At 61.1% G+C, this 17,296-nt stretch carries 15 protein-coding genes; 5 read left to right on the top strand and 10 right to left on the bottom strand.

Annotated elements, in window-relative coordinates:
* Positions 1 to 97: 97 nt before the first annotated feature.
* Positions 98 to 1,075: an NADPH:quinone oxidoreductase family protein gene (locus ACM6IP_RS07600; RefSeq protein WP_095164747.1), complete on the top strand. Its 978-nt coding sequence runs from the start codon at positions 98 to 100 to the stop codon at positions 1,073 to 1,075.
* Positions 1,076 to 1,123: 48 nt separating this feature from the next.
* Here ACM6IP_RS07600 and ACM6IP_RS07595 read toward each other — a convergent pair whose 3' ends face one another.
* Positions 1,124 to 1,732 carry an energy transducer TonB gene (locus tag ACM6IP_RS07595; protein WP_159998521.1) on the bottom strand — a complete coding sequence of 203 codons (609 nt, stop codon included), beginning with the start codon at positions 1,730 to 1,732 and terminating at the stop codon, positions 1,124 to 1,126.
* 324 nt (positions 1,733 to 2,056) lie between these two features.
* Between ACM6IP_RS07595 and glpT the strand changes: the two genes are divergently transcribed.
* Complete coding sequence (gene glpT / locus ACM6IP_RS07590) at positions 2,057 to 3,406, top strand: glycerol-3-phosphate transporter (RefSeq protein WP_095164753.1); 1,350 nt, start codon at positions 2,057 to 2,059, stop codon at positions 3,404 to 3,406.
* Here the strand turns inward: glpT and ACM6IP_RS07585 are convergent.
* The 5 genes from ACM6IP_RS07585 to trxA form a co-directional block, all read right to left on the bottom strand.
* A complete protein-coding gene (locus ACM6IP_RS07585; RefSeq protein WP_095164755.1) occupies positions 3,382 to 4,050 on the bottom strand; it encodes a gamma-glutamylcyclotransferase in 669 nt (222 codons plus the stop codon). The genes glpT and ACM6IP_RS07585 overlap by 25 nt on opposite strands.
* Positions 4,051 to 4,294: 244 nt before the next feature.
* On the bottom strand, positions 4,295 to 5,263 hold the full coding sequence (locus tag ACM6IP_RS07580; RefSeq protein WP_095164756.1) for a CDP-6-deoxy-delta-3,4-glucoseen reductase: 969 nt from the start codon (positions 5,261 to 5,263) through the stop codon (positions 4,295 to 4,297).
* Positions 5,263 to 6,729, bottom strand: a complete 1,467-nt coding sequence (gene ubiD, locus ACM6IP_RS07575; protein ID WP_095164758.1) for a 4-hydroxy-3-polyprenylbenzoate decarboxylase — start codon at positions 6,727 to 6,729, stop codon at positions 5,263 to 5,265. The genes ACM6IP_RS07580 and ubiD overlap by 1 nt, the downstream gene beginning before the upstream one ends.
* Positions 6,730 to 6,869: 140 nt before the next feature.
* Positions 6,870 to 8,129: a transcription termination factor Rho gene (gene rho / locus ACM6IP_RS07570; RefSeq protein WP_025216061.1), complete on the bottom strand. Its 1,260-nt coding sequence runs from the start codon at positions 8,127 to 8,129 to the stop codon at positions 6,870 to 6,872.
* A 247-nt stretch (positions 8,130 to 8,376) separates the two neighbouring features.
* Positions 8,377 to 8,706 (bottom strand): thioredoxin TrxA, encoded by a 330-nt coding sequence (gene trxA / locus ACM6IP_RS07565; protein ID WP_003206727.1) that lies wholly within the window; start codon positions 8,704 to 8,706, stop codon positions 8,377 to 8,379.
* Positions 8,707 to 9,061: 355 nt separating this feature from the next.
* Here trxA and ppx point away from each other — a divergent pair, with 355 nt between their 5' ends.
* Complete coding sequence (ppx, locus tag ACM6IP_RS07560; RefSeq protein ID WP_095164760.1) at positions 9,062 to 10,564, top strand: exopolyphosphatase; 1,503 nt, start codon at positions 9,062 to 9,064, stop codon at positions 10,562 to 10,564.
* A 75-nt stretch (positions 10,565 to 10,639) separates the two neighbouring features.
* Here ppx and ppk1 read toward each other — a convergent pair whose 3' ends face one another.
* Both ppk1 and hemB read right to left on the bottom strand, forming a co-directional pair.
* On the bottom strand, positions 10,640 to 12,883 hold the full coding sequence (ppk1, locus tag ACM6IP_RS07555; protein WP_095164762.1) for a polyphosphate kinase 1: 2,244 nt from the start codon (positions 12,881 to 12,883) through the stop codon (positions 10,640 to 10,642).
* An 18-nt stretch (positions 12,884 to 12,901) separates the two neighbouring features.
* A complete protein-coding gene (gene hemB, locus ACM6IP_RS07550; RefSeq protein ID WP_095164764.1) occupies positions 12,902 to 13,915 on the bottom strand; it encodes a porphobilinogen synthase in 1,014 nt (337 codons plus the stop codon).
* Positions 13,916 to 14,122: 207 nt separating this feature from the next.
* Here hemB and ACM6IP_RS07545 point away from each other — a divergent pair, with 207 nt between their 5' ends.
* Positions 14,123 to 14,752, top strand: a complete 630-nt coding sequence (locus ACM6IP_RS07545) for a DedA family protein (RefSeq protein ID WP_095164766.1) — start codon at positions 14,123 to 14,125, stop codon at positions 14,750 to 14,752.
* Here ACM6IP_RS07545 and ACM6IP_RS07540 read toward each other — a convergent pair.
* On the bottom strand, positions 14,733 to 15,968 hold the full coding sequence (locus ACM6IP_RS07540) for a sterol desaturase family protein (protein ID WP_414861228.1): 1,236 nt from the start codon (positions 15,966 to 15,968) through the stop codon (positions 14,733 to 14,735). The genes ACM6IP_RS07545 and ACM6IP_RS07540 overlap by 20 nt on opposite strands.
* A 114-nt stretch (positions 15,969 to 16,082) precedes the next feature.
* On the opposite strand from ACM6IP_RS07540, the gene elbB reads away from it, so the two are divergent.
* Positions 16,083 to 16,751 carry an isoprenoid biosynthesis glyoxalase ElbB gene (gene elbB, locus ACM6IP_RS07535; protein ID WP_095164770.1) on the top strand — a complete coding sequence of 223 codons (669 nt, stop codon included), beginning with the start codon at positions 16,083 to 16,085 and terminating at the stop codon, positions 16,749 to 16,751.
* A gap of 54 nt (positions 16,752 to 16,805) precedes the next feature.
* Here elbB and ACM6IP_RS07530 read toward each other — a convergent pair whose 3' ends face one another.
* Entirely contained in the window at positions 16,806 to 17,261 is a 456-nt protein-coding gene (locus ACM6IP_RS07530; protein ID WP_095164772.1) for a YaiI/YqxD family protein, read from the bottom strand.
* Between the last annotated feature and the right edge of the window lie 35 nt (positions 17,262 to 17,296).

The following is a 17,296-nucleotide window of genomic DNA, read 5'->3' as shown; positions in this document are numbered from 1 at the left end:
AAAGCTTATGGGCGGCTATCAGGGTGGGGCATGCTCGTTGACCCCTTGACTCACCCACCTACACTTATCGGCCATCACTCCCAAAGGAATAGCCCTGATGAAAGCCGTGCTGTGCAAAGCCTTCGGCCCTGCCGAATCGCTGGTGCTGGAAGAAGTCGCCAGTCCTGTCGCCAAGAAGAACGAAATCCTCCTGCAAGTGCACGCCGCGGGGGTCAACTTCCCGGACACGCTGATCATTGAGGGCAAGTACCAGTTCAAGCCACCCTTCCCGTTTTCCCCGGGGGGTGAGGCGGCCGGCGTGGTCAGCGCGGTGGGCGAGAAGGTCAGCCACCTCAAGGTCGGCGACCGGGTCATGGCGCTGACCGGCTGGGGCAGTTTTGCCGAGCAGGTCGCGGTACCGGGCTACAACGTGTTGCCTATCCCTGCGTCCATGGACTTCAACACCGCCGCCGCCTTCAGCATGACCTACGGCACTTCGATGCACGCGCTCAAGCAACGCGGCCACCTGCAGCCGGGGGAAACCCTGCTGGTGCTGGGTGCATCCGGCGGCGTGGGCCTGGCTGCCGTGGAAATCGGCAAGGCCATGGGTGCCCGGGTCATCGCCGCGGCCAGCAGCGCCGAGAAACTGGCAGTGGCCAAGGCCGCCGGTGCCGATGAGCTGATCAACTACAGCGAAACCAACCTCAAGGACGAAATCAAGCGCCTGACTGACGGCCAGGGCGCCGACGTGATCTACGACCCGGTCGGCGGCGACCTGTTCGACCAGGCCATCCGGTCCATCGCCTGGAATGGCCGCCTGCTGGTGGTCGGTTTCGCCAGCGGGCGGATCCCTGAATTGCCGGTGAACCTCGCCCTGCTCAAGGGCGCTGCTGTGGTCGGAGTATTCTGGGGTTCGTTCGCCCAACGCCAACCCCAGGACAACGCGGCGAACTTCCAGCAACTGTTCGGCTGGTTTGCCGAAGGCAAGCTCAAGCCGCTGGTGTCGCAGGTCTATCCCCTGGCCAACGCGGCCCAGGCCATCAATGACCTGGGCCAGCGCAAGGCGGTGGGCAAGGTGGTGGTGCAGGTTCGCTGAGTCGGGGCGCGCGCTGTACAGCTGACAACGCTGTACAGAGCGTACCGGCTAAAGCACCTTGCGAATCTCCTCCGGCAGGAACCGGAAGAACCTGGATGCGGGGTAATCCAGGCAGCGCCTGGCAATGCTCAGCACCTGGCGGTTCAGCCTTTTAATCATTGCCAGGCGCTCTGCCGTCGTCCATTGATGCTGGAAAAAGCCACTCGACAAGTAAGCCCGGGTGTATCGGAACGCTGCGAGGTCGACCCACAGGTAATCGGCGGTATGGGCGAAACCCGGGTTGATCTCTCGGCATTTCACCTCTTTGAGCCATTGGTTGAGGCCGGTCGAATCATCCAGGTGAAACTGCATTGGCGCTATGACTTCCAGTTCAGCCGGCTTCTCGCCCCCCACCGTCCAGGGCTTGAAGCGCCACTGCTCGATCGCCTCTTGGCTTACCGCACTGAGATCCGGGTGAACACTTTGGAGAATCCTGACCCCGCTCACCGAGCCATCGGCCTGCACCGTAAAACCTACCCGTACCTCACCGTTGATCCCAGCCCTATGCAGTGCCCGGGGATAAACCGGTTTGGGCGTGTTCTCTGGAATCAGGAACAACTGCGCGGCCAAGCCGTCACTCGAAATACACCAGACCAAAAGCAAACCTAACCAACGCATGACACCCTCCGCGATCTCTGTGCCACTGTTGGCACCTACGCAAAAGGTTAAGGCGAAGGGCTTTGCCGCCCTATCCCCCAACTTCCGACAGCTTCGCGGGATATCTCCCAAATCATTGCCGTTTTTTACCAGGCAACCGCCGGAGTTCGCCTCCGGGGAAATCTCCTACACCGCCCTCCAGTTATACCTGAGCGACATGTTCATAAAAGAACGCGCGACTTTGTTCGTTTACGACTGTTTTGCAGATGAGATGCAGTGCTATTTTCGGTAACGAAACTGTAACATTCGCATCCGCAGTCAAAACAAGAAATTTGGAGCTCTTGAATGTTTGCTTTTTTTCGCCCTGCCGCCCACCAGGCACCCTTGCCTGAAGAAGACGTTGATAGCACCTACCGGCGCTTGCGCTGGCAGATTTTCGCCGGGATTTTCATTGGGTATGCGGGTTATTACCTGCTGCGCAAAAACTTCTCCCTGGCCATGCCCTACCTGATCGAAGAAGGCTACACCCGGGGCCAGCTCGGCCTGGCGATGTCGGCGATCGCGATTTCCTATGGCTTGTCCAAGTTCCTGATGGGCCTGGTGTCCGACCGCTCCAACCCGCGTTACTTCCTGCCTTTCGGCCTGCTGGTGTCGGCTGGGGTGATGTTCGTGTTCGGTTTCGCGCCCTGGGCCACCTCCAGCGTGACGATGATGTTCATCCTGCTGTTCATCAACGGCTGGGCCCAGGGCATGGGCTGGCCGCCGAGCGGGCGGACCATGGTGCACTGGTGGTCGCAGAAAGAGCGCGGCGGCGTGGTGTCGGTGTGGAACGTTGCGCATAACGTCGGCGGCGGCCTGATCGGTCCACTGTTCCTGATCGGCATGGGCCTGTTCAACGACTGGCATGCGGCATTCTATGTACCCGCTGCAGTGGCCCTGCTGGTGGCGGTGTTTGCCTTCATCGTGATGCGCGACACCCCGCAGTCCGTGGGCTTGCCGCCCATCGAGCAGTACAAGAACGACTATCCCCACGGCTACGATGCCAGCCATGAAGAAGAATTCAGCGCCAAGGAAATCTTCGTCAAATACGTGCTGCGCAACAAAATGCTCTGGTACATCGCCCTCGCCAACGTGTTTGTCTACCTGCTGCGCTATGGCGTGCTGGACTGGGCTCCGACCTACCTCAAGGAAGCCAAGCACTTCACCGTCGACAAGACGTCCTGGGCCTACTTCCTCTACGAATGGGCCGGTATTCCGGGCACGCTGCTGTGTGGCTGGCTATCGGACAAGGTGTTTCGCGGCAACCGTGGCCTGACCGGCATGGTGTTCATGGCGCTGGTGACCGTGGCGACCCTGGTGTACTGGCTGAACCCGGCCGGCAACCCGACCGTCGACATGATCGCCCTGGTGTCCATCGGCTTCCTGATCTACGGCCCGGTGATGCTGATCGGCTTGCAGGCGTTGGAGTTGGCACCGAAAAAAGCCGCAGGTACGGCGGCGGGCTTCACCGGACTGTTCGGTTACCTGGGCGGCTCGGTCGCCGCCAGTGCGGCCATGGGCTACACCGTCGACCACTTCGGCTGGGATGGCGGGTTTGTGCTGTTGATCGGTGCGTGCCTGCTGGCCATGGCGTTCCTGGCGCCAACCCTGCGCCACAAGCAAATCGCCAGTCAGGGCCGCGAAGCCATCGCCTGATCCCTGGATGACCCACAACGCTTGAGCCGCGCCTCCAGATTCCGGTCTGGCATGGCGTGGCTGCGCAGCGCGCTGGCGGTCTGCTCGACATAATCGCGCGTGCTGCCGTAGCGTCCGCTGGCACTTTCAAAGACCTGGCTGAGCACATGGTCCGGCAAGTTGCCGGCATAGCTGGGCAGGTGCCGCTCCAGGACAAAACCCAATGCCTGAACCTTGCTGCCATCTTCCAGGCGGCAGTTGAGCCAGTGTGGGCGGTACGACGGGACCGGCATTTCGCGCTGCCACAGGGCAAACAACGATGCTTGCAGTTGCTCCTCGGGCAAGCGGTAGGCAAAACCACTGCATGAACCGCCGCGATCCAGGCCAAATACCAGCCCTGGCAACTCCGGCGTGCCCCGGTGTTCGTGGGACCACAGGTACAAACCACGATGGTAGCCATGCACTCGACCGCGCACCCGCTCGACCGCCGAGCATTCGGGGCGCCAGATCAACGAGCCGTAGGCGAACAACCAGACCGGTCCACCTTGGTGGCGGGCCATGGTGCTTTGCATGGAGTGGAGCAATTGCTCGTGCGTCAGCTGCGGCCCCAGATCGAGCCGCGGAGGGTAAGCCAGATTGAGAAAATCAGATTCAATGGCTGTCATGGCGAATAGCGTTCAGCTCCCCGCGGGTAAACAATTACTTAATAGAACGCACCGCTGTAACAATAAGGCACATTTGTTTTAAGACAGTTTATAGAGCATGGCACCGAAATTAATCCAGCGCCTGAATGACATATAGCCTATCGGTATTTATCCGTTTGAATAAATACCGATGGGCTATATAGGGAGTTATAACGAAGTTTCGAACTCAAGAGCGTGGATCAAGATCGAGGCTCAAGAGCGCGGATCAAGATCGCGGCGCATATGCAAATACGTCGGCGCGCATCTGGTGGGCGTCCATACCCGCCTCGACCAAGGCATCCAGCGTGCCATAGACCATGGCCGGCGAGCCGCTGGCGTAGACATGCAGGGGCTTGAGGTCCGGGAAATCCTCACAGACCGCTTGATGCAACATGCCGCAGCGCCCTTCCCAGCCACACAGGTCGCTGACCACCTGGTGCAGGAACAGATTGGGCAACTTCAGCCATTCGTCCCAGTGTTCCATCTGGTAGAAATCTTCCGGGCGGCGCACGCCCCAGTACAGGTGCACCGGGTACTTGAAGCCTTTGGCCCGGCAATGTTCGAGCAGGCTGTGGATCTGCCCCATGCCGGTACCCGCCGCAATCAGCACCAGCGGACCCTCCGGTAACTCGGCCAGGTGGGTATCGCCGAATGGCAGCTCGACCCGGGCCATGCGGTTGCGTTGCAACTGCTCGATCAGGCTCAGGGCACTGGCTTCGCGGGCGAGCACGTGGATTTCCAGGTCACGCCCCGAGTGGGGCGCCGAGGCCAGGGAAAACGCCGACTTTTCGCCGTTTTCCCGTTCGATCATCAGGTACTGGCCGGCGTGATAGCGCGGCGGCTTGCCTGCCGGCGCGCGCAGGCGTACCCGCCAGGTATCGCCACCCACGTCCACGCACTCAATTACCTGACACGACACGCTGCGCACCGGCAGTTCTCCCAGCGCAAGGACGCCATCCCACAACACGATGCAGTCTTCCAGCGGCTCTGCAATGCAAGTGTAGAACTCGCCGTGGTCGCGTACATGACCGCTCTGCTCGACCCGGCCTTCGACCAGCAACGCCGCGCACACGTGGCAATTGCCATTGCGGCAGCTCTGCGGGCAGTCGTAGCCCAGGCGCCGCGCCCCATCGAGGATCCGCTCGCCGGGCAGTATCTCAAGCACTGCTCCGGACGGCTGCAAGGTTACACGCATCAATCTATTCCTAACTGATTCCAGATGGCATCGATCCGGCGCGTCACCGCCTCATCCTTGACGATAACCCGGCCCCACTCGCGGGTGGTTTCACCAGGCCATTTATGCGTGGCATCGAGCCCCATCTTCGAGCCCAGGCCGGAAACCGGCGAGGCGAAGTCGAGGTAATCGATCGGCGTGTTATCGATCATCACCGTATCGCGCTTGGGGTCCATGCGCGTGGTGATGGCCCAGATCACGTCGTTCCAGTCGCGGGCGTTGATATCGTCGTCAGTGACGATAACGAACTTGGTGTACATGAACTGTCGCAAAAACGACCAGACACCCAGCATTACCCGCTTGGCGTGGCCCGGGTACTGCTTCTTGATGGTCACCACCGCCATGCGGTACGAGCAACCTTCGGGTGGCAGGTAGAAGTCGGTGATCTCCGGGAACTGCTTTTGCAGGATCGGCACGAATACTTCATTGAGCGCCACGCCAAGAATCGCCGGCTCGTCTGGCGGCCGGCCGGTGTAGGTGCTGTGGTAGATCGGCTTGACGCGGTGGGTGATGCGCTCGACCGTGAACACCGGGAAGCTGTCGACTTCGTTGTAATAGCCGGTGTGGTCGCCATAGGGACCTTCGTCGGCCATTTCACCCGGATGGATCACGCCTTCGAGGATGATCTCGGCCGTGGCCGGCACTTGCAGGTCGTTGCCACGGCACTTCACCAGCTCGGTGCGGTTACCGCGCAGCAGCCCGGCGAACGCGTACTCGGACAGGCTGTCCGGCACGGGCGTCACCGCGCCGAGAATGGTCGCAGGGTCTGCCCCCAGGGCCACGGACACCGGGAACGGCTGGCCCGGGTGCTTCTCGCACCATTCGCGGTAGTCCAGCGCGCCGCCACGGTGGCTCAGCCAGCGCATGATGACCTTGTTGCGGCCAATCACTTGCTGGCGATAGATGCCCAGGTTCTGGCGGTCCTTGTTCGGCCCCTTGGTGACCGTCAGGCCCCAGGTGATGAGCGGGCCGACGTCGCCCGGCCAGCAGGTCTGCACAGGCAGCATCGCCAGGTCGACGTCGTCGCCCTCGATGACCACTTCCTGGCACACCGCGTCCTTGACCACCTTGGGCGCCATGGCAATGATCTTGCGGAAGATCGGCAGCTTCGACCAGGCGTCCTTGAGGCCCTTCGGCGGCTCTGGCTCCTTGAGGAAGGCCAGCAGCTTGCCGATTTCGCGCAGTTCGCTGACCGCTTCGGCGCCCATGCCCAGCGCCACGCGCTCAGGTGTGCCAAACAGGTTGCCGAGCACAGGGATATCGTAGCCGGTGGGGTTCTCGAACAGCAACGCCGGCCCTTTGGCCCGCAGGGTGCGATCGCAAACCTCGGTCATTTCCAGCACAGGGGACACTGGAACCTGGATGCGCTTGAGTTCGCCGCGCTGTTCCAGGCCGCTGATAAAGTCGCGCAAGTCGCGATACTGCATGCGTTAGCCTCGCTTGGCCGTGGCGTTCGGGGGCATGAGTTTAGCGCCGAACCCGACGGTTCAAAATAGTGACAGCTCAGATCATGAAAAGTCAGATAGCAAAAAGCCGGGTTTCCCCGGCTCTTGCGGTCCCGCTCGACTTACTTGCGTTTCATCGACAGGAAGAACTCATCGTTGGTCTTGGTCTGTTTCAGCTTGTCGACCAGGAACTCGATGGCAGCCACTTCATCCATAGGATGCAGGAGCTTGCGCAGGATCCACATACGCTGCAACTCGTCGTCGGCAGTCAGCAACTCTTCGCGGCGGGTGCCGGAACGGTTGATGTTGATGGCCGGGAAGACGCGTTTTTCAGCGATTTTGCGGTCCAGGGGCAGTTCCATGTTGCCGGTACCCTTGAACTCTTCGTAGATCACTTCGTCCATCTTCGAGCCGGTTTCAACCAGCGCGGTGGCGATGATGGTCAGCGAGCCGCCTTCTTCGATGTTCCGTGCCGCGCCGAAGAAACGTTTTGGCTTCTCCAGGGCGTGGGCATCGACACCACCGGTCAGGACCTTGCCGGAGCTCGGGATCACGGTGTTGTAGGCACGCGCCAGACGAGTGATGGAGTCGAGCAGGATGACCACGTCTTTCTTATGCTCAACCAGGCGCTTGGCCTTCTCGATAACCATTTCGGCAACCTGCACGTGGCGGGTTGGCGGCTCGTCGAACGTCGAGGCAACCACTTCGCCGCGCACGGTGCGCTGCATTTCGGTTACTTCTTCCGGACGCTCGTCGATCAGCAGCACGATCAGGTGAACTTCCGGGTTGTTACGGGCGATGTTCGCTGCGATGTTTTGCAGCATGATCGTTTTACCGGCTTTCGGCGGAGCAACGATCAGACCGCGCTGGCCTTTGCCGATCGGGGCGCACAGGTCGATGACACGACCGGTCAAGTCTTCGGTGGAACCGTTGCCGGCTTCCATCTTCATGCGCACGGTCGGGAACAGTGGGGTCAGGTTCTCGAAGAGAATCTTGTTCTTCGCGTTCTCCGGACGATCGAAGTTGATCGTGTCGACCTTGAGCAGTGCGAAGTAACGCTCGCCTTCCTTTGGAGGGCGGATCTTGCCAACGATGGTGTCACCGGTGCGCAAGTTGAAACGGCGGATCTGGCTCGGCGAGACGTAGATATCGTCTGGGCCGGCGAGATAGGAAGCGTCTGCAGAGCGCAGGAAGCCGAAGCCGTCCTGGAGGATCTCCAGCACGCCATCACCGGAGATTTCCTCGCCGCTTTTCGCGTGCTTTTTCAGCAGGGAGAAAATCACGTCCTGCTTGCGCGAACGGGCCATATTTTCTATGCCCATCTGTTCGGCCAATTCGAGCAGTTCGGTAATCGGCTTTTGCTTGAGTTCAGTCAGATTCATATAGGAATGACGTAATCATTTATGGAGGGGGGGAAATTAAGCTTTTGGCTTAATGAGGCCGCGCCGCAGAGAAGGCGACAGGATCGCGTACTTATTCGAAAAGGAGTGCGTCGGCGACGGCTAGCAGGGGGCAATGGAGAAACCAGTGCGGGGCCGAATGTACCACCTGAGTTTCGGAGCGTCTAGCCCTCAATAACGAAAAGCCCCGCAATTTGCGGGGCTTTTCGGGTACCACCTGCAACGACGCTTAGATGTTGGCGTCGAGGAAGGCAGCCAGTTGCGACTTCGACAGCGCACCGACCTTGGTGGCTTCGACGTTGCCGTTCTTGAACAGCATCAGCGTCGGAATACCACGCACGCCGTGCTTGGCCGGGGTTTCCTGGTTTTCGTCGATGTTCAGCTTGGCAACGGTCAGCTTGCCTTTGTAGGTCTCAGCGATTTCGTCCAGGACCGGAGCGATCATCTTGCATGGACCGCACCACTCAGCCCAGTAGTCGACCAGTACAGCACCTTCGGCCTTGAGTACGTCAGCTTCGAAGCTAGCGTCGCTAACGTGTTTGATAAGATCGCTGCTCATGGAAGTCTCCAGGTTGTAAGCAAAAAAACGTGGCCCATCATAGCCGCCCTTCCCTCGTTCAGGAAGCCGCAGTTGATTGAGTCTCGCTATGGTGTTGCGTGAGTTTGGGTATAGCTCAACTCCGGCGGCGGCGGGAGCCAGGGACGCAATTTGGCGACGCCCAGCAGGATTTGGCGGTTCGCCGACCGCCCGTCGCGTGCATTGCCTGAGTCCATGTGAAAGCGAGCCTGCTCGCGATTGCCCCCACAGCGCTCACCCACACAACTGAGTTGGATCAATGCTTTAAACACTGCGCGTTGGCGGCAGCGATTGATCGTGGCACGATGGTCGGGTTATCGACCGAGACCTCTAGACCATGCCCCAATCCCAAGCCAAGAATCTGTCCCTGATCGCCGCTATCGACCTGGGCTCGAACAGCTTCCATATGGTCGTGGCCAAGGCTCACCACAATGAGATCCGCATTCTCGAGCGGCTCGGCGAAAAGGTGCAACTGGCGGCCGGGATCGACGAGGCGCGCCAACTCAACGAAGAATCCATGCAGCGCGGGCTCGATTGCCTCAAGCGTTTTGCCCAACTGATCAACGGCATGCCCCTGGGTGCGGTGCGGATCGTCGGCACCAACGCCCTGCGTGAAGCGCGCAACCGTGGCGAATTCATCCGCCGCGCCGAAGAAATCCTCGGCCACCCGGTCGAAGTCATCTCCGGGCGAGAAGAAGCGCGCCTGATTTACCTGGGCGTTTCCCACACCCTCGCCGACACTCCGGGCAAGCGCCTGGTCGCCGACATCGGTGGCGGCAGTACCGAATTCATTATTGGCCAGCGCTTTGAGCCGCTGCTGCGCGAAAGCCTGCAAATGGGCTGCGTGAGCTTCACCCAGCGCTACTTCAAGGACGGCAAGATCACCCCGGCACGCTACGCCCAGGCGTACACCGCAGCGCGCCTGGAGATCATGAGCATCGAACACGCCCTGCACCGCCTGACCTGGGATGAGGCCATCGGCTCCTCGGGCACCATTCGCGCCATCGGCCTGGCCCTCAAGGCCGGCGGCCACGGCGCGGGCGAGGTCAATGCCGAAGGCCTGGCCTGGCTCAAGCGCAAGCTGTTCAAGCTGGGCGACGCCGAGAAGATCGACTTCGAAGGCATCAAGCCTGACCGTCGGGCGATCTTCCCGGCCGGCCTGGCGATTCTCGAAGCCATCTTCGACGCCCTTGAACTGCAGCGCATGGACCATTGCGACGGCGCCCTGCGCGAAGGCGTGCTGTACGACCTGCTGGGCCGCCATCACCACGAAGACGTCCGTGAGCGCACCCTGAGCTCGCTGATGGACCGTTACCACGTCGACCTGGAGCAAGCCGCTCGGGTTGAACGCAAGGCCCTGCACGCGTTCGACCAGGTGGCGGTGGACTGGGAGCTGGATGACGGTGTGTGGCGCGAGCTACTGGGCTGGGCCGCCAAGGTCCATGAAGTCGGCCTGGATATCGCTCACTACCATTACCACAAGCACGGCGCCTACCTGATCGAGCACTCCGACCTCGCCGGCTTCTCCCGCGAAGACCAACTGATGCTGGCGCTGCTGGTACGTGGTCACCGACGCAACATTCCCAAGGACAAGTTTGCCGAGTTCGGCGACGAAGGCATCAAGCTGATCCGCCTGTGCGTGCTGCTGCGCTTCGCGATCCTGTTCCATCACATCCGCGGCACCCAGACGATGCCCCAGGTCACCCTGCACGCCAACCGCGACAGCCTGGAAGTGCAGTTCCCGGAACAGTGGCTGGACGACAATCAGCTGACCCAGGCCGACTTCGCCCTGGAGGCCGAGTGGCTGGCGCGGATCGGGTTCACCCTCAACGTGCGCTGAGGCATGGCCTGAGCGGTGCAGAAACAAAAATGGCGATCCCCAGGGATCGCCATTTTTTTGCCTGCTACCTGTCGATCAACTGCTGACCGGCAAGATCGGGCTACCCAGACGCTCGAGCAACGTCGCCTGCGCACTGCGCGGGTTCTGGTTGCCGGTCGGGGTGTTGCGGATGTACCGACCGTCCGACTGCAGGCTCCAGCTGTGGGTGTTGTCGCTGAGGTACAGCTCCAGCTCTTTCTTGACCCGGGTCAGCAGTTTCTTGCCTTCTACCGGGAAGCAGGTCTCAACCCGTTTATCCAGGTTGCGCTCCATCCAGTCGGCACTGGACAGGAACATCTGCTCCTCGCCGCCATTGAGGAAGTAGAACACCCGCGTGTGCTCGAGGAAGCGACCGATGATCGAGCGCACGTGAATGTTGTGCGAGACCCCGGCGATGCCTGGCCGCAGGCAGCACATGCCACGCACCACCAGGTCGATGCGCACCCCTGATTGGCTGGCCTTGTACAGCGCGCGGATGATCTTCGGATCGGTCAGCGAGTTGAACTTGGCAATGATATGTGCCGGCTTGCCGTCGAGCGCAAACTGGGTTTCGCGGGCAATCATGTCGAGCATGCCCTTCTTCAGGGTAAACGGCGCATGCAGCAGCTTCTTCATGCGCAGCGTCTTGCCCATGCCGATCAACTGGCTGAATAGTTTGCCGACGTCTTCGCACAAGGCATCGTCGGACGTCAGCAAGCTGTAGTCGGTATACAGGCGGGCGTTGGCGGCGTGGTAGTTACCGGTACCCAGGTGCGCGTAGCGGACGATTTCGCCAGCCTCGCGACGCAGGATCAGCATCATCTTGGCGTGGGTCTTGAAGCCGACCACACCGTAGATCACCACCGCACCGGCAGCCTGCAAGCGGCTGGCCAGTTGCAGGTTGGACTCTTCATCAAAGCGCGCACGCAGCTCGATCACCGCAGTGACTTCCTTGCCGTTACGCGCGGCGTCGACCAGGGCATCGACGATTTCCGAGTTGGCGCCGGAACGGTACAGGGTCTGGCGGACCGCCAGCACATGCGGGTCCTTGGCAGCCTGGCGCAGCAGGTCGACCACCGGGGTGAACGACTCGAACGGGTGCAGCAACAGAATGTCCTGCTTGCTGATCACGCTGAAAATGTTCTCGCTGTTCTGCAGCAGTTTCGGGATCTGCGGGGTGAACGGCGTGTATTGCAGCTCGGGGTGACTGTCCAGGCCGGTGATGCTGAACAGGCGCGTCAGGTTGACCGGGCCGTTGACCTGATACAACTCGGTCTCGTGCAGGTTGAACTGCTTGAGCAGGTAGTCGGACAGGTGTTTCGGGCAAGTGTCGGCCACCTCCAGGCGCACCGCATCGCCGTAGCGCCGCGAGAACAGCTCGCCGCGCAGGGCGCGGGCCAGGTCTTCGACATCTTCGGTGTCGACCGACAGGTCGGCGTTGCGGGTCAGGCGGAACTGGTAGCAGCCCTTGACCTTCATGCCCTGGAACAGGTCGTCGGCGTGCGCATGGATCATCGACGACAGGAACACATAGTTATCGCCGGTGCCGCCGACTTCTTCCGGCAGCTTGATGACCCGTGGCAGCAAACGTGGTGCCGGGATGATCGCCAGGCCGGAGTCACGACCGAAGGCGTCGATGCCCTCGAGCTCGACGATGAAGTTCAGGCTCTTGTTCACCAGCAATGGGAACGGGTGCGTCGGATCGAGGCCGATCGGGGTGATGATCGGTGCGATCTCGTCGCGGAAATAGCGGCGTACCCAGGTCTTGATCTTGGTGTTCCAGTGACGCCGACGGATGAAGCGGACCTGATGTTTTTCCAGCTCCGGCAATAGGATGTCGTTGAGGATGGCGTACTGGCGATCGACATGGCCGTGCACCAGTTCGCTGATGCGGGCCAGCGCCTGATGCGGCTGCAGGCCGTCGGCACCGGCTTGTTCGCGGGCGAAGGTGATTTGTTTCTTCAGCCCGGCGACACGAATCTCGAAGAACTCGTCCAGGTTGCTGGAGAAGATCAGCAGGAACTTCAGCCGCTCCAGCAAGGGATAGGACTCATCCAGCGCCTGTTCCAGCACGCGGATGTTGAACTGCAGTTGCGACAGCTCGCGATGGATGTACAGGCTGCTGTCATCCAGGCCCGGGATCGCGATGGCCGGCGCCGCCGGGGCGGCGTCGGCGACCACCACCGGCGGCGCTGCGACCGGTTCACGTTCCGGCAGCGCTTCGGGGGTGGATTCAACGACGGGCTCGACCACGGGCTGAGCTTCGTTTACAGCAACTTCAGTGAGTCCTTCGGTATTCATCGCGTGTTCCTGGGAGGGCTATTTTTGCTCTCGTAACAATTGAGCGGCACGTACGGCAAAGTAGGTGAGGATGCCATCAGCACCGGCGCGTTTGAAAGCGGTCAGGGATTCAAGAATCACCCCTTCGCTCAACCAGCCATTCTGGATTGCCGCCATGTGCATGGCGTATTCACCGCTGACCTGATAGACAAAGGTCGGCACTTTAAATTCTTCTTTGACTCGATAAAGAATATCCAGGTACGGCATGCCTGGCTTGACCATGACCATATCCGCACCTTCTGACAAGTCGCTAGCCACTTCATGCAAGGCTTCGTTGCCGTTGGCCGGGTCCATCTGGTAGGACGCCTTGTTTGCCTTGCCCAGGTTCAGGGCCGAGCCGACTGCATCGCGAAACGGACCGTAGTAGGCACTGGCGTACTTGGCCGAGTAAGCCATGATCCGCACGTTGACATGACCGGCCAGCTCCAGCGCTTCGCGGATCGCCTGGATCCGTCCATCCATCATGTCCGAGGGGGCCACCACCTGGGCACCTGCCGCAGCATGGGACAATGCCTGGCGGACCAATGCATCGACGGTAATGTCGTTCTGCACGTAGCCTTCTTCATCAAGGATACCGTCCTGGCCGTGGGTGGTGAACGGGTCCAGCGCGACATCGGTGATCACCCCCAGCTCCGGGAACCGTGCACGCAGCGCGCGGGTAGCGCGCTGGGCAATGCCGTCCGGATTCCAGGCCTCGGCGGCGTCCAGGGACTTGAGCTCGCTCGGGGTCACCGGGAACAGCGCGATGGCCGGGATGCCAAGTTCTACCCACTGGGCCGCTTCCTCGAGCAACAAGTCGATGGTCAGGCGCTCTACGCCCGGCATCGAGGCCACCGCTTCGCGACGGTTCTCACCGTCCAGCACAAACACCGGCAGAATCAGGTCGTTGCTGGTCAGGACATTTTCCCGCACCAGACGGCGCGAAAAGTCATCGCGACGGTTGCGACGCAGGCGGGTTGCAGGAAACAAACGGTTGGCGGGGGTAAAGCTCACGGCAGACTCCTGAGCCCGCGCTGGCGGGCGAGCGTGACAGTTATAAGCGCTCATTATGACCGTCGTATGACAGTTGTGTGCACCCCTGTGACCAGTAGCCGCATTCATTGTCCTTGTAGGAAATGTTCACGTCGAGACACATTTGGATACTTTCCTCCCTGAGCCCGAAGGGTTAGGCTGCGCGTTCATTTCGCCAGCACCCAGACAATGCTCCAACAATTCCTGCATGATTTTGGCTACTTTGCCCTCTTTCTAGGCACGTTCTTCGAAGGCGAAACCATCCTGGTTCTTGCGGGATTCCTCGCGTTCCGCGGATACATGGACATCAATGTGGTGGTGGTCGTGGCGTTCCTCGGCAGCTATGCCGGTGACCAGCTGTGGTACTTCCTGGGACGCAAGCACGGGCGCAAGCTGCTGGCGCGCAAACCACGCTGGCAAATGATGGGCGACCGGGCGCTGGAGCATATCCGCAAGCACCCGGACATCTGGGTCCTGAGCTTTCGTTTCGTCTACGGCCTGCGCACGGTGATGCCGGTGGCCATCGGCCTGTCGGGATACCCGCCGGGACGCTACCTGATCCTTAACGGCATCGGCGCGGCGATCTGGGCTACCGCGCTGGCGGCTGCCGCCTATCATTTTGGCGCAGTGCTCGAAGGCATGCTGGGCAGCGTCAAGAAGTACGAGCTATGGGTGCTAGGTGCCCTGCTGGTGCTGGGTGTCGTCCTGTGGCTGCGTCGCCGTTTCAAGAACGCTCGCCTGGCCCGTCAGGTCTATGCCGACGAGCAGGCCTTGATCGCCGAAAAGGCCAAGAACGAGCCTACGACGCCAGCCGAGTGAACGACTTTTGGCAAGCGTACAGCGCAATCCCACTCAGCACACTGTAAGCGCTCAGGCCGACCCAGATCAGATTGCTGGCCGGCCATAGCCCCGCCAGCGGTGCCAGCCATACCAGCGGTAGGTTCGATAGCAGCCGCAGCAGTTCCAGCCTGAGCGCCTGCGGGCGATTCTCCAGGGCCATGCCCAACACAAACAGACCGAACGCCAGCGCGGCCCAACCCAGCAGCAACGCGCTGCCGGGCAGGTGTTGCTCGCGACCCAGCAGGTAACTGCCCAAGGCAACGTACACACAGAACTGCAGGGTTACGTACAGTTGCTGGCGCCCGGCCAATGGCACCTCGAACTTGCGGAACTGGCTCAACTGCGGCTTGTGTAGCGGGTACTTGGCGGCAACGTCCGCCGGCCGCCAACCGGTACGCATGAACCAGATCCGCAGCTTGTCCCATCGCCGCTCGGCGCGCCGCGCATCGGTCCACAACTGCGCGTAGAACTGCACGTTCGCCCACAACGGATTCCAGCTGGCCAGCGGCGTGGTCACGCCAAAAATCACCGGCTCGTTGTCGTCCTCTTCCTGATAAGAACCAAACAGCCGGTCCCAAATAATGAACACCCCGCCATAGTTGCGATCCATGTAGAGAGCGTTCTGTGCATGGTGAGCACGATGATTGGATGGGGTCACGAAGAACCACTCGAACCAGCCCAGCTTGGGAATGTGCCGGGTGTGGACCCAGAACTGGTACAGCAGGTTCAGCGCCGCGACACTGACAAACACCAGCAGGGGCACGCCGAGCACTGCCAGCGGCAGATAGAAGATCCAGCCCAGCAGGAACCCGGTGCTGGTCTGGCGCAGCGCCGTGGACAGGTTGTAGTCCTCGCTTTGATGGTGCACCGAATGTGCCGCCCAGAGGATGTTGCGCTCATGGCCACAGCGGTGCAGCCAGTAGTAGCACAAGTCATAGAGGACAAAGGCCGACACCCAGGTCCACGGGTTGTCCGCCGACAGTTCGAACAGCGCCAGGTGCTCGAGGGCAAAGGCGTAGGTCAGCAGGCCCACGCCCTTGGTCAGCAGCCCGGTGGTGGTCGACAACACGCCCGTGCTGAGGCTGTTGATCGCGTCCGCCAGGCGGTAATGACTGACTCCCCGCCAACGGTCGGCCAGCAGCTCGATGGCAATCAGCACGAAGAAAAACGGCACCGCATACAAAATGAAATTCATGACGCGACCCGTGGGCAGTGGTTGTCCAGAGATTAGGCCCAGACACGCAGCAACCCTATGGCAACGAGCGACAAATTAGTGGACATTTAGCGCCATGAACCTGGAGAAGAACCCATGAGCAAAAAAGTTGCAGTGATACTTTCCGGCTGTGGCGTCTATGACGGCGCCGAGATCCACGAAAGCGTGATTACCCTGCTGCGCCTCGACCAGCGTGGCGCACAGGTGCAGTGCTTTGCCCCGAACATCACCCAGTTGCATGTGATCAATCACCTGACTGGCGAAGAAATGCCCGAGTCGCGCAATGTGCTGGTGGAGTCGGCCCGCATCGCCCGTGGCCAGGTCAAGGACCTGCGTGACGCCAACGCCGAGGACTTCGATGCGCTGATCGTTCCCGGAGGGTTTGGCGCCGCCAAAAACCTTTCCAACTTTGCCATCGAAGGCGCGGGCTGCAGCCTGCAACCGGAAGTCCTGGCCCTGGCCGAGGCCTTTGCCGAAGCCGGCAAGCCGGTGGGCCTGATCTGTATTTCCCCGGCCCTGGCGGCGAAGATCTACGGCCCCGGCGTCACCTGCACCATCGGCAACGACGCCGATACCGCTGCGGCGCTGACCAAGATGGGCGCCACCCACACCGACTGCGCCGTCACCGACATCGTCGAAGACAAGGCGCGCAAACTGGTGAGCACCCCGGCCTACATGCTGGCGCAGTCGATCAGCGAAGTGGCTTCAGGTATCAACAAGCTGGTGGACCGGGTGCTCGAACTGACCCACGAAAACGACGCCTGACCTACCCCGCAGCAGGAGCTGGCGTGTCAGCGCAAAGGGCCTGGGTGGCAACGTTCAGGCCTGGCGGCTGAGCCGGGTCAGGATCCGGTCCAGCGCATTGGCGAACGCCTGTTTTTCCCGTTCGCCGAACGGCGCCGGACCGCCACTCATCTGCCCCTGTTCACGCAGGTCAGTGAACAGATTGCGCACCGCCAGGCGGTCGCCCATGTTCTGTGCATCGAACTCCTTGCCGCGCGGGTCCAGCGCGGCAACGCCCTTCTTCACCAGGCGGTCGGCCAGCGGCACATCGCTGCAGATCACCAACTCGCCGGGTACGGCATGCTCCACCAGGTAGTCGTCCGCCGCATCCGGGCCGCTGGGCACCACGATCAACTTGACCAGCGCCAGGCCCGGCTTGGTCTGCGGCTGCCCCGCCACCAGCAGCACCTCGAACTGACGCTTGAGGGCAAACTTCACTACCAGATCCTTCGCCGCCCTGGGGCAGGCATCGGCATCGATCCAGACACGCATTGTGTTTTCCTCTGTTGAAAGCATCGCGGGCAAGT

The sequence above is a fragment of the Pseudomonas sp. IT-P176 genome, from assembly GCF_949767245.1.
In the GTDB taxonomy this organism is placed as follows: Bacteria; Pseudomonadota; Gammaproteobacteria; order Pseudomonadales; family Pseudomonadaceae; genus Aquipseudomonas.
Note: the sequence above shows the minus strand (reverse complement) of the source record. Positions and strands in the feature narration are given on the sequence as shown.

Bases quoted from the DNA above. Each gene is read 5' to 3' on its own strand.
- ACM6IP_RS07600 (WP_095164747.1), top strand. From the start codon at position 98: ATGAAAGCCGTGCTGTGCAAAGCCTTCGGCCCTGCCGAATCGCTGGTG.
- ACM6IP_RS07595 (WP_159998521.1), bottom strand. From the start codon at position 1,732: ATGCGTTGGTTAGGTTTGCTTTTGGTCTGGTGTATTTCGAGTGACGGC.
- glpT (WP_095164753.1), top strand. From the start codon at position 2,057: ATGTTTGCTTTTTTTCGCCCTGCCGCCCACCAGGCACCCTTGCCTGAA.
- ACM6IP_RS07585 (WP_095164755.1), bottom strand. From the start codon at position 4,050: ATGACAGCCATTGAATCTGATTTTCTCAATCTGGCTTACCCTCCGCGG.
- ACM6IP_RS07580 (WP_095164756.1), bottom strand. From the start codon at position 5,263: ATGCGTGTAACCTTGCAGCCGTCCGGAGCAGTGCTTGAGATACTGCCC.
- ubiD (WP_095164758.1), bottom strand. From the start codon at position 6,729: ATGCAGTATCGCGACTTGCGCGACTTTATCAGCGGCCTGGAACAGCGC.
- rho (WP_025216061.1), bottom strand. From the start codon at position 8,129: ATGAATCTGACTGAACTCAAGCAAAAGCCGATTACCGAACTGCTCGAA.
- trxA (WP_003206727.1), bottom strand. From the start codon at position 8,706: ATGAGCAGCGATCTTATCAAACACGTTAGCGACGCTAGCTTCGAAGCT.
- ppx (WP_095164760.1), top strand. From the start codon at position 9,062: ATGCCCCAATCCCAAGCCAAGAATCTGTCCCTGATCGCCGCTATCGAC.
- ppk1 (WP_095164762.1), bottom strand. From the start codon at position 12,883: ATGAATACCGAAGGACTCACTGAAGTTGCTGTAAACGAAGCTCAGCCC.
- ACM6IP_RS07545 (WP_095164766.1), top strand. From the start codon at position 14,123: ATGCTCCAACAATTCCTGCATGATTTTGGCTACTTTGCCCTCTTTCTA.
- ACM6IP_RS07540 (WP_414861228.1), bottom strand. From the start codon at position 15,968: ATGAATTTCATTTTGTATGCGGTGCCGTTTTTCTTCGTGCTGATTGCC.
- elbB (WP_095164770.1), top strand. From the start codon at position 16,083: ATGAGCAAAAAAGTTGCAGTGATACTTTCCGGCTGTGGCGTCTATGAC.
- ACM6IP_RS07530 (WP_095164772.1), bottom strand. From the start codon at position 17,261: ATGCGTGTCTGGATCGATGCCGATGCCTGCCCCAGGGCGGCGAAGGAT.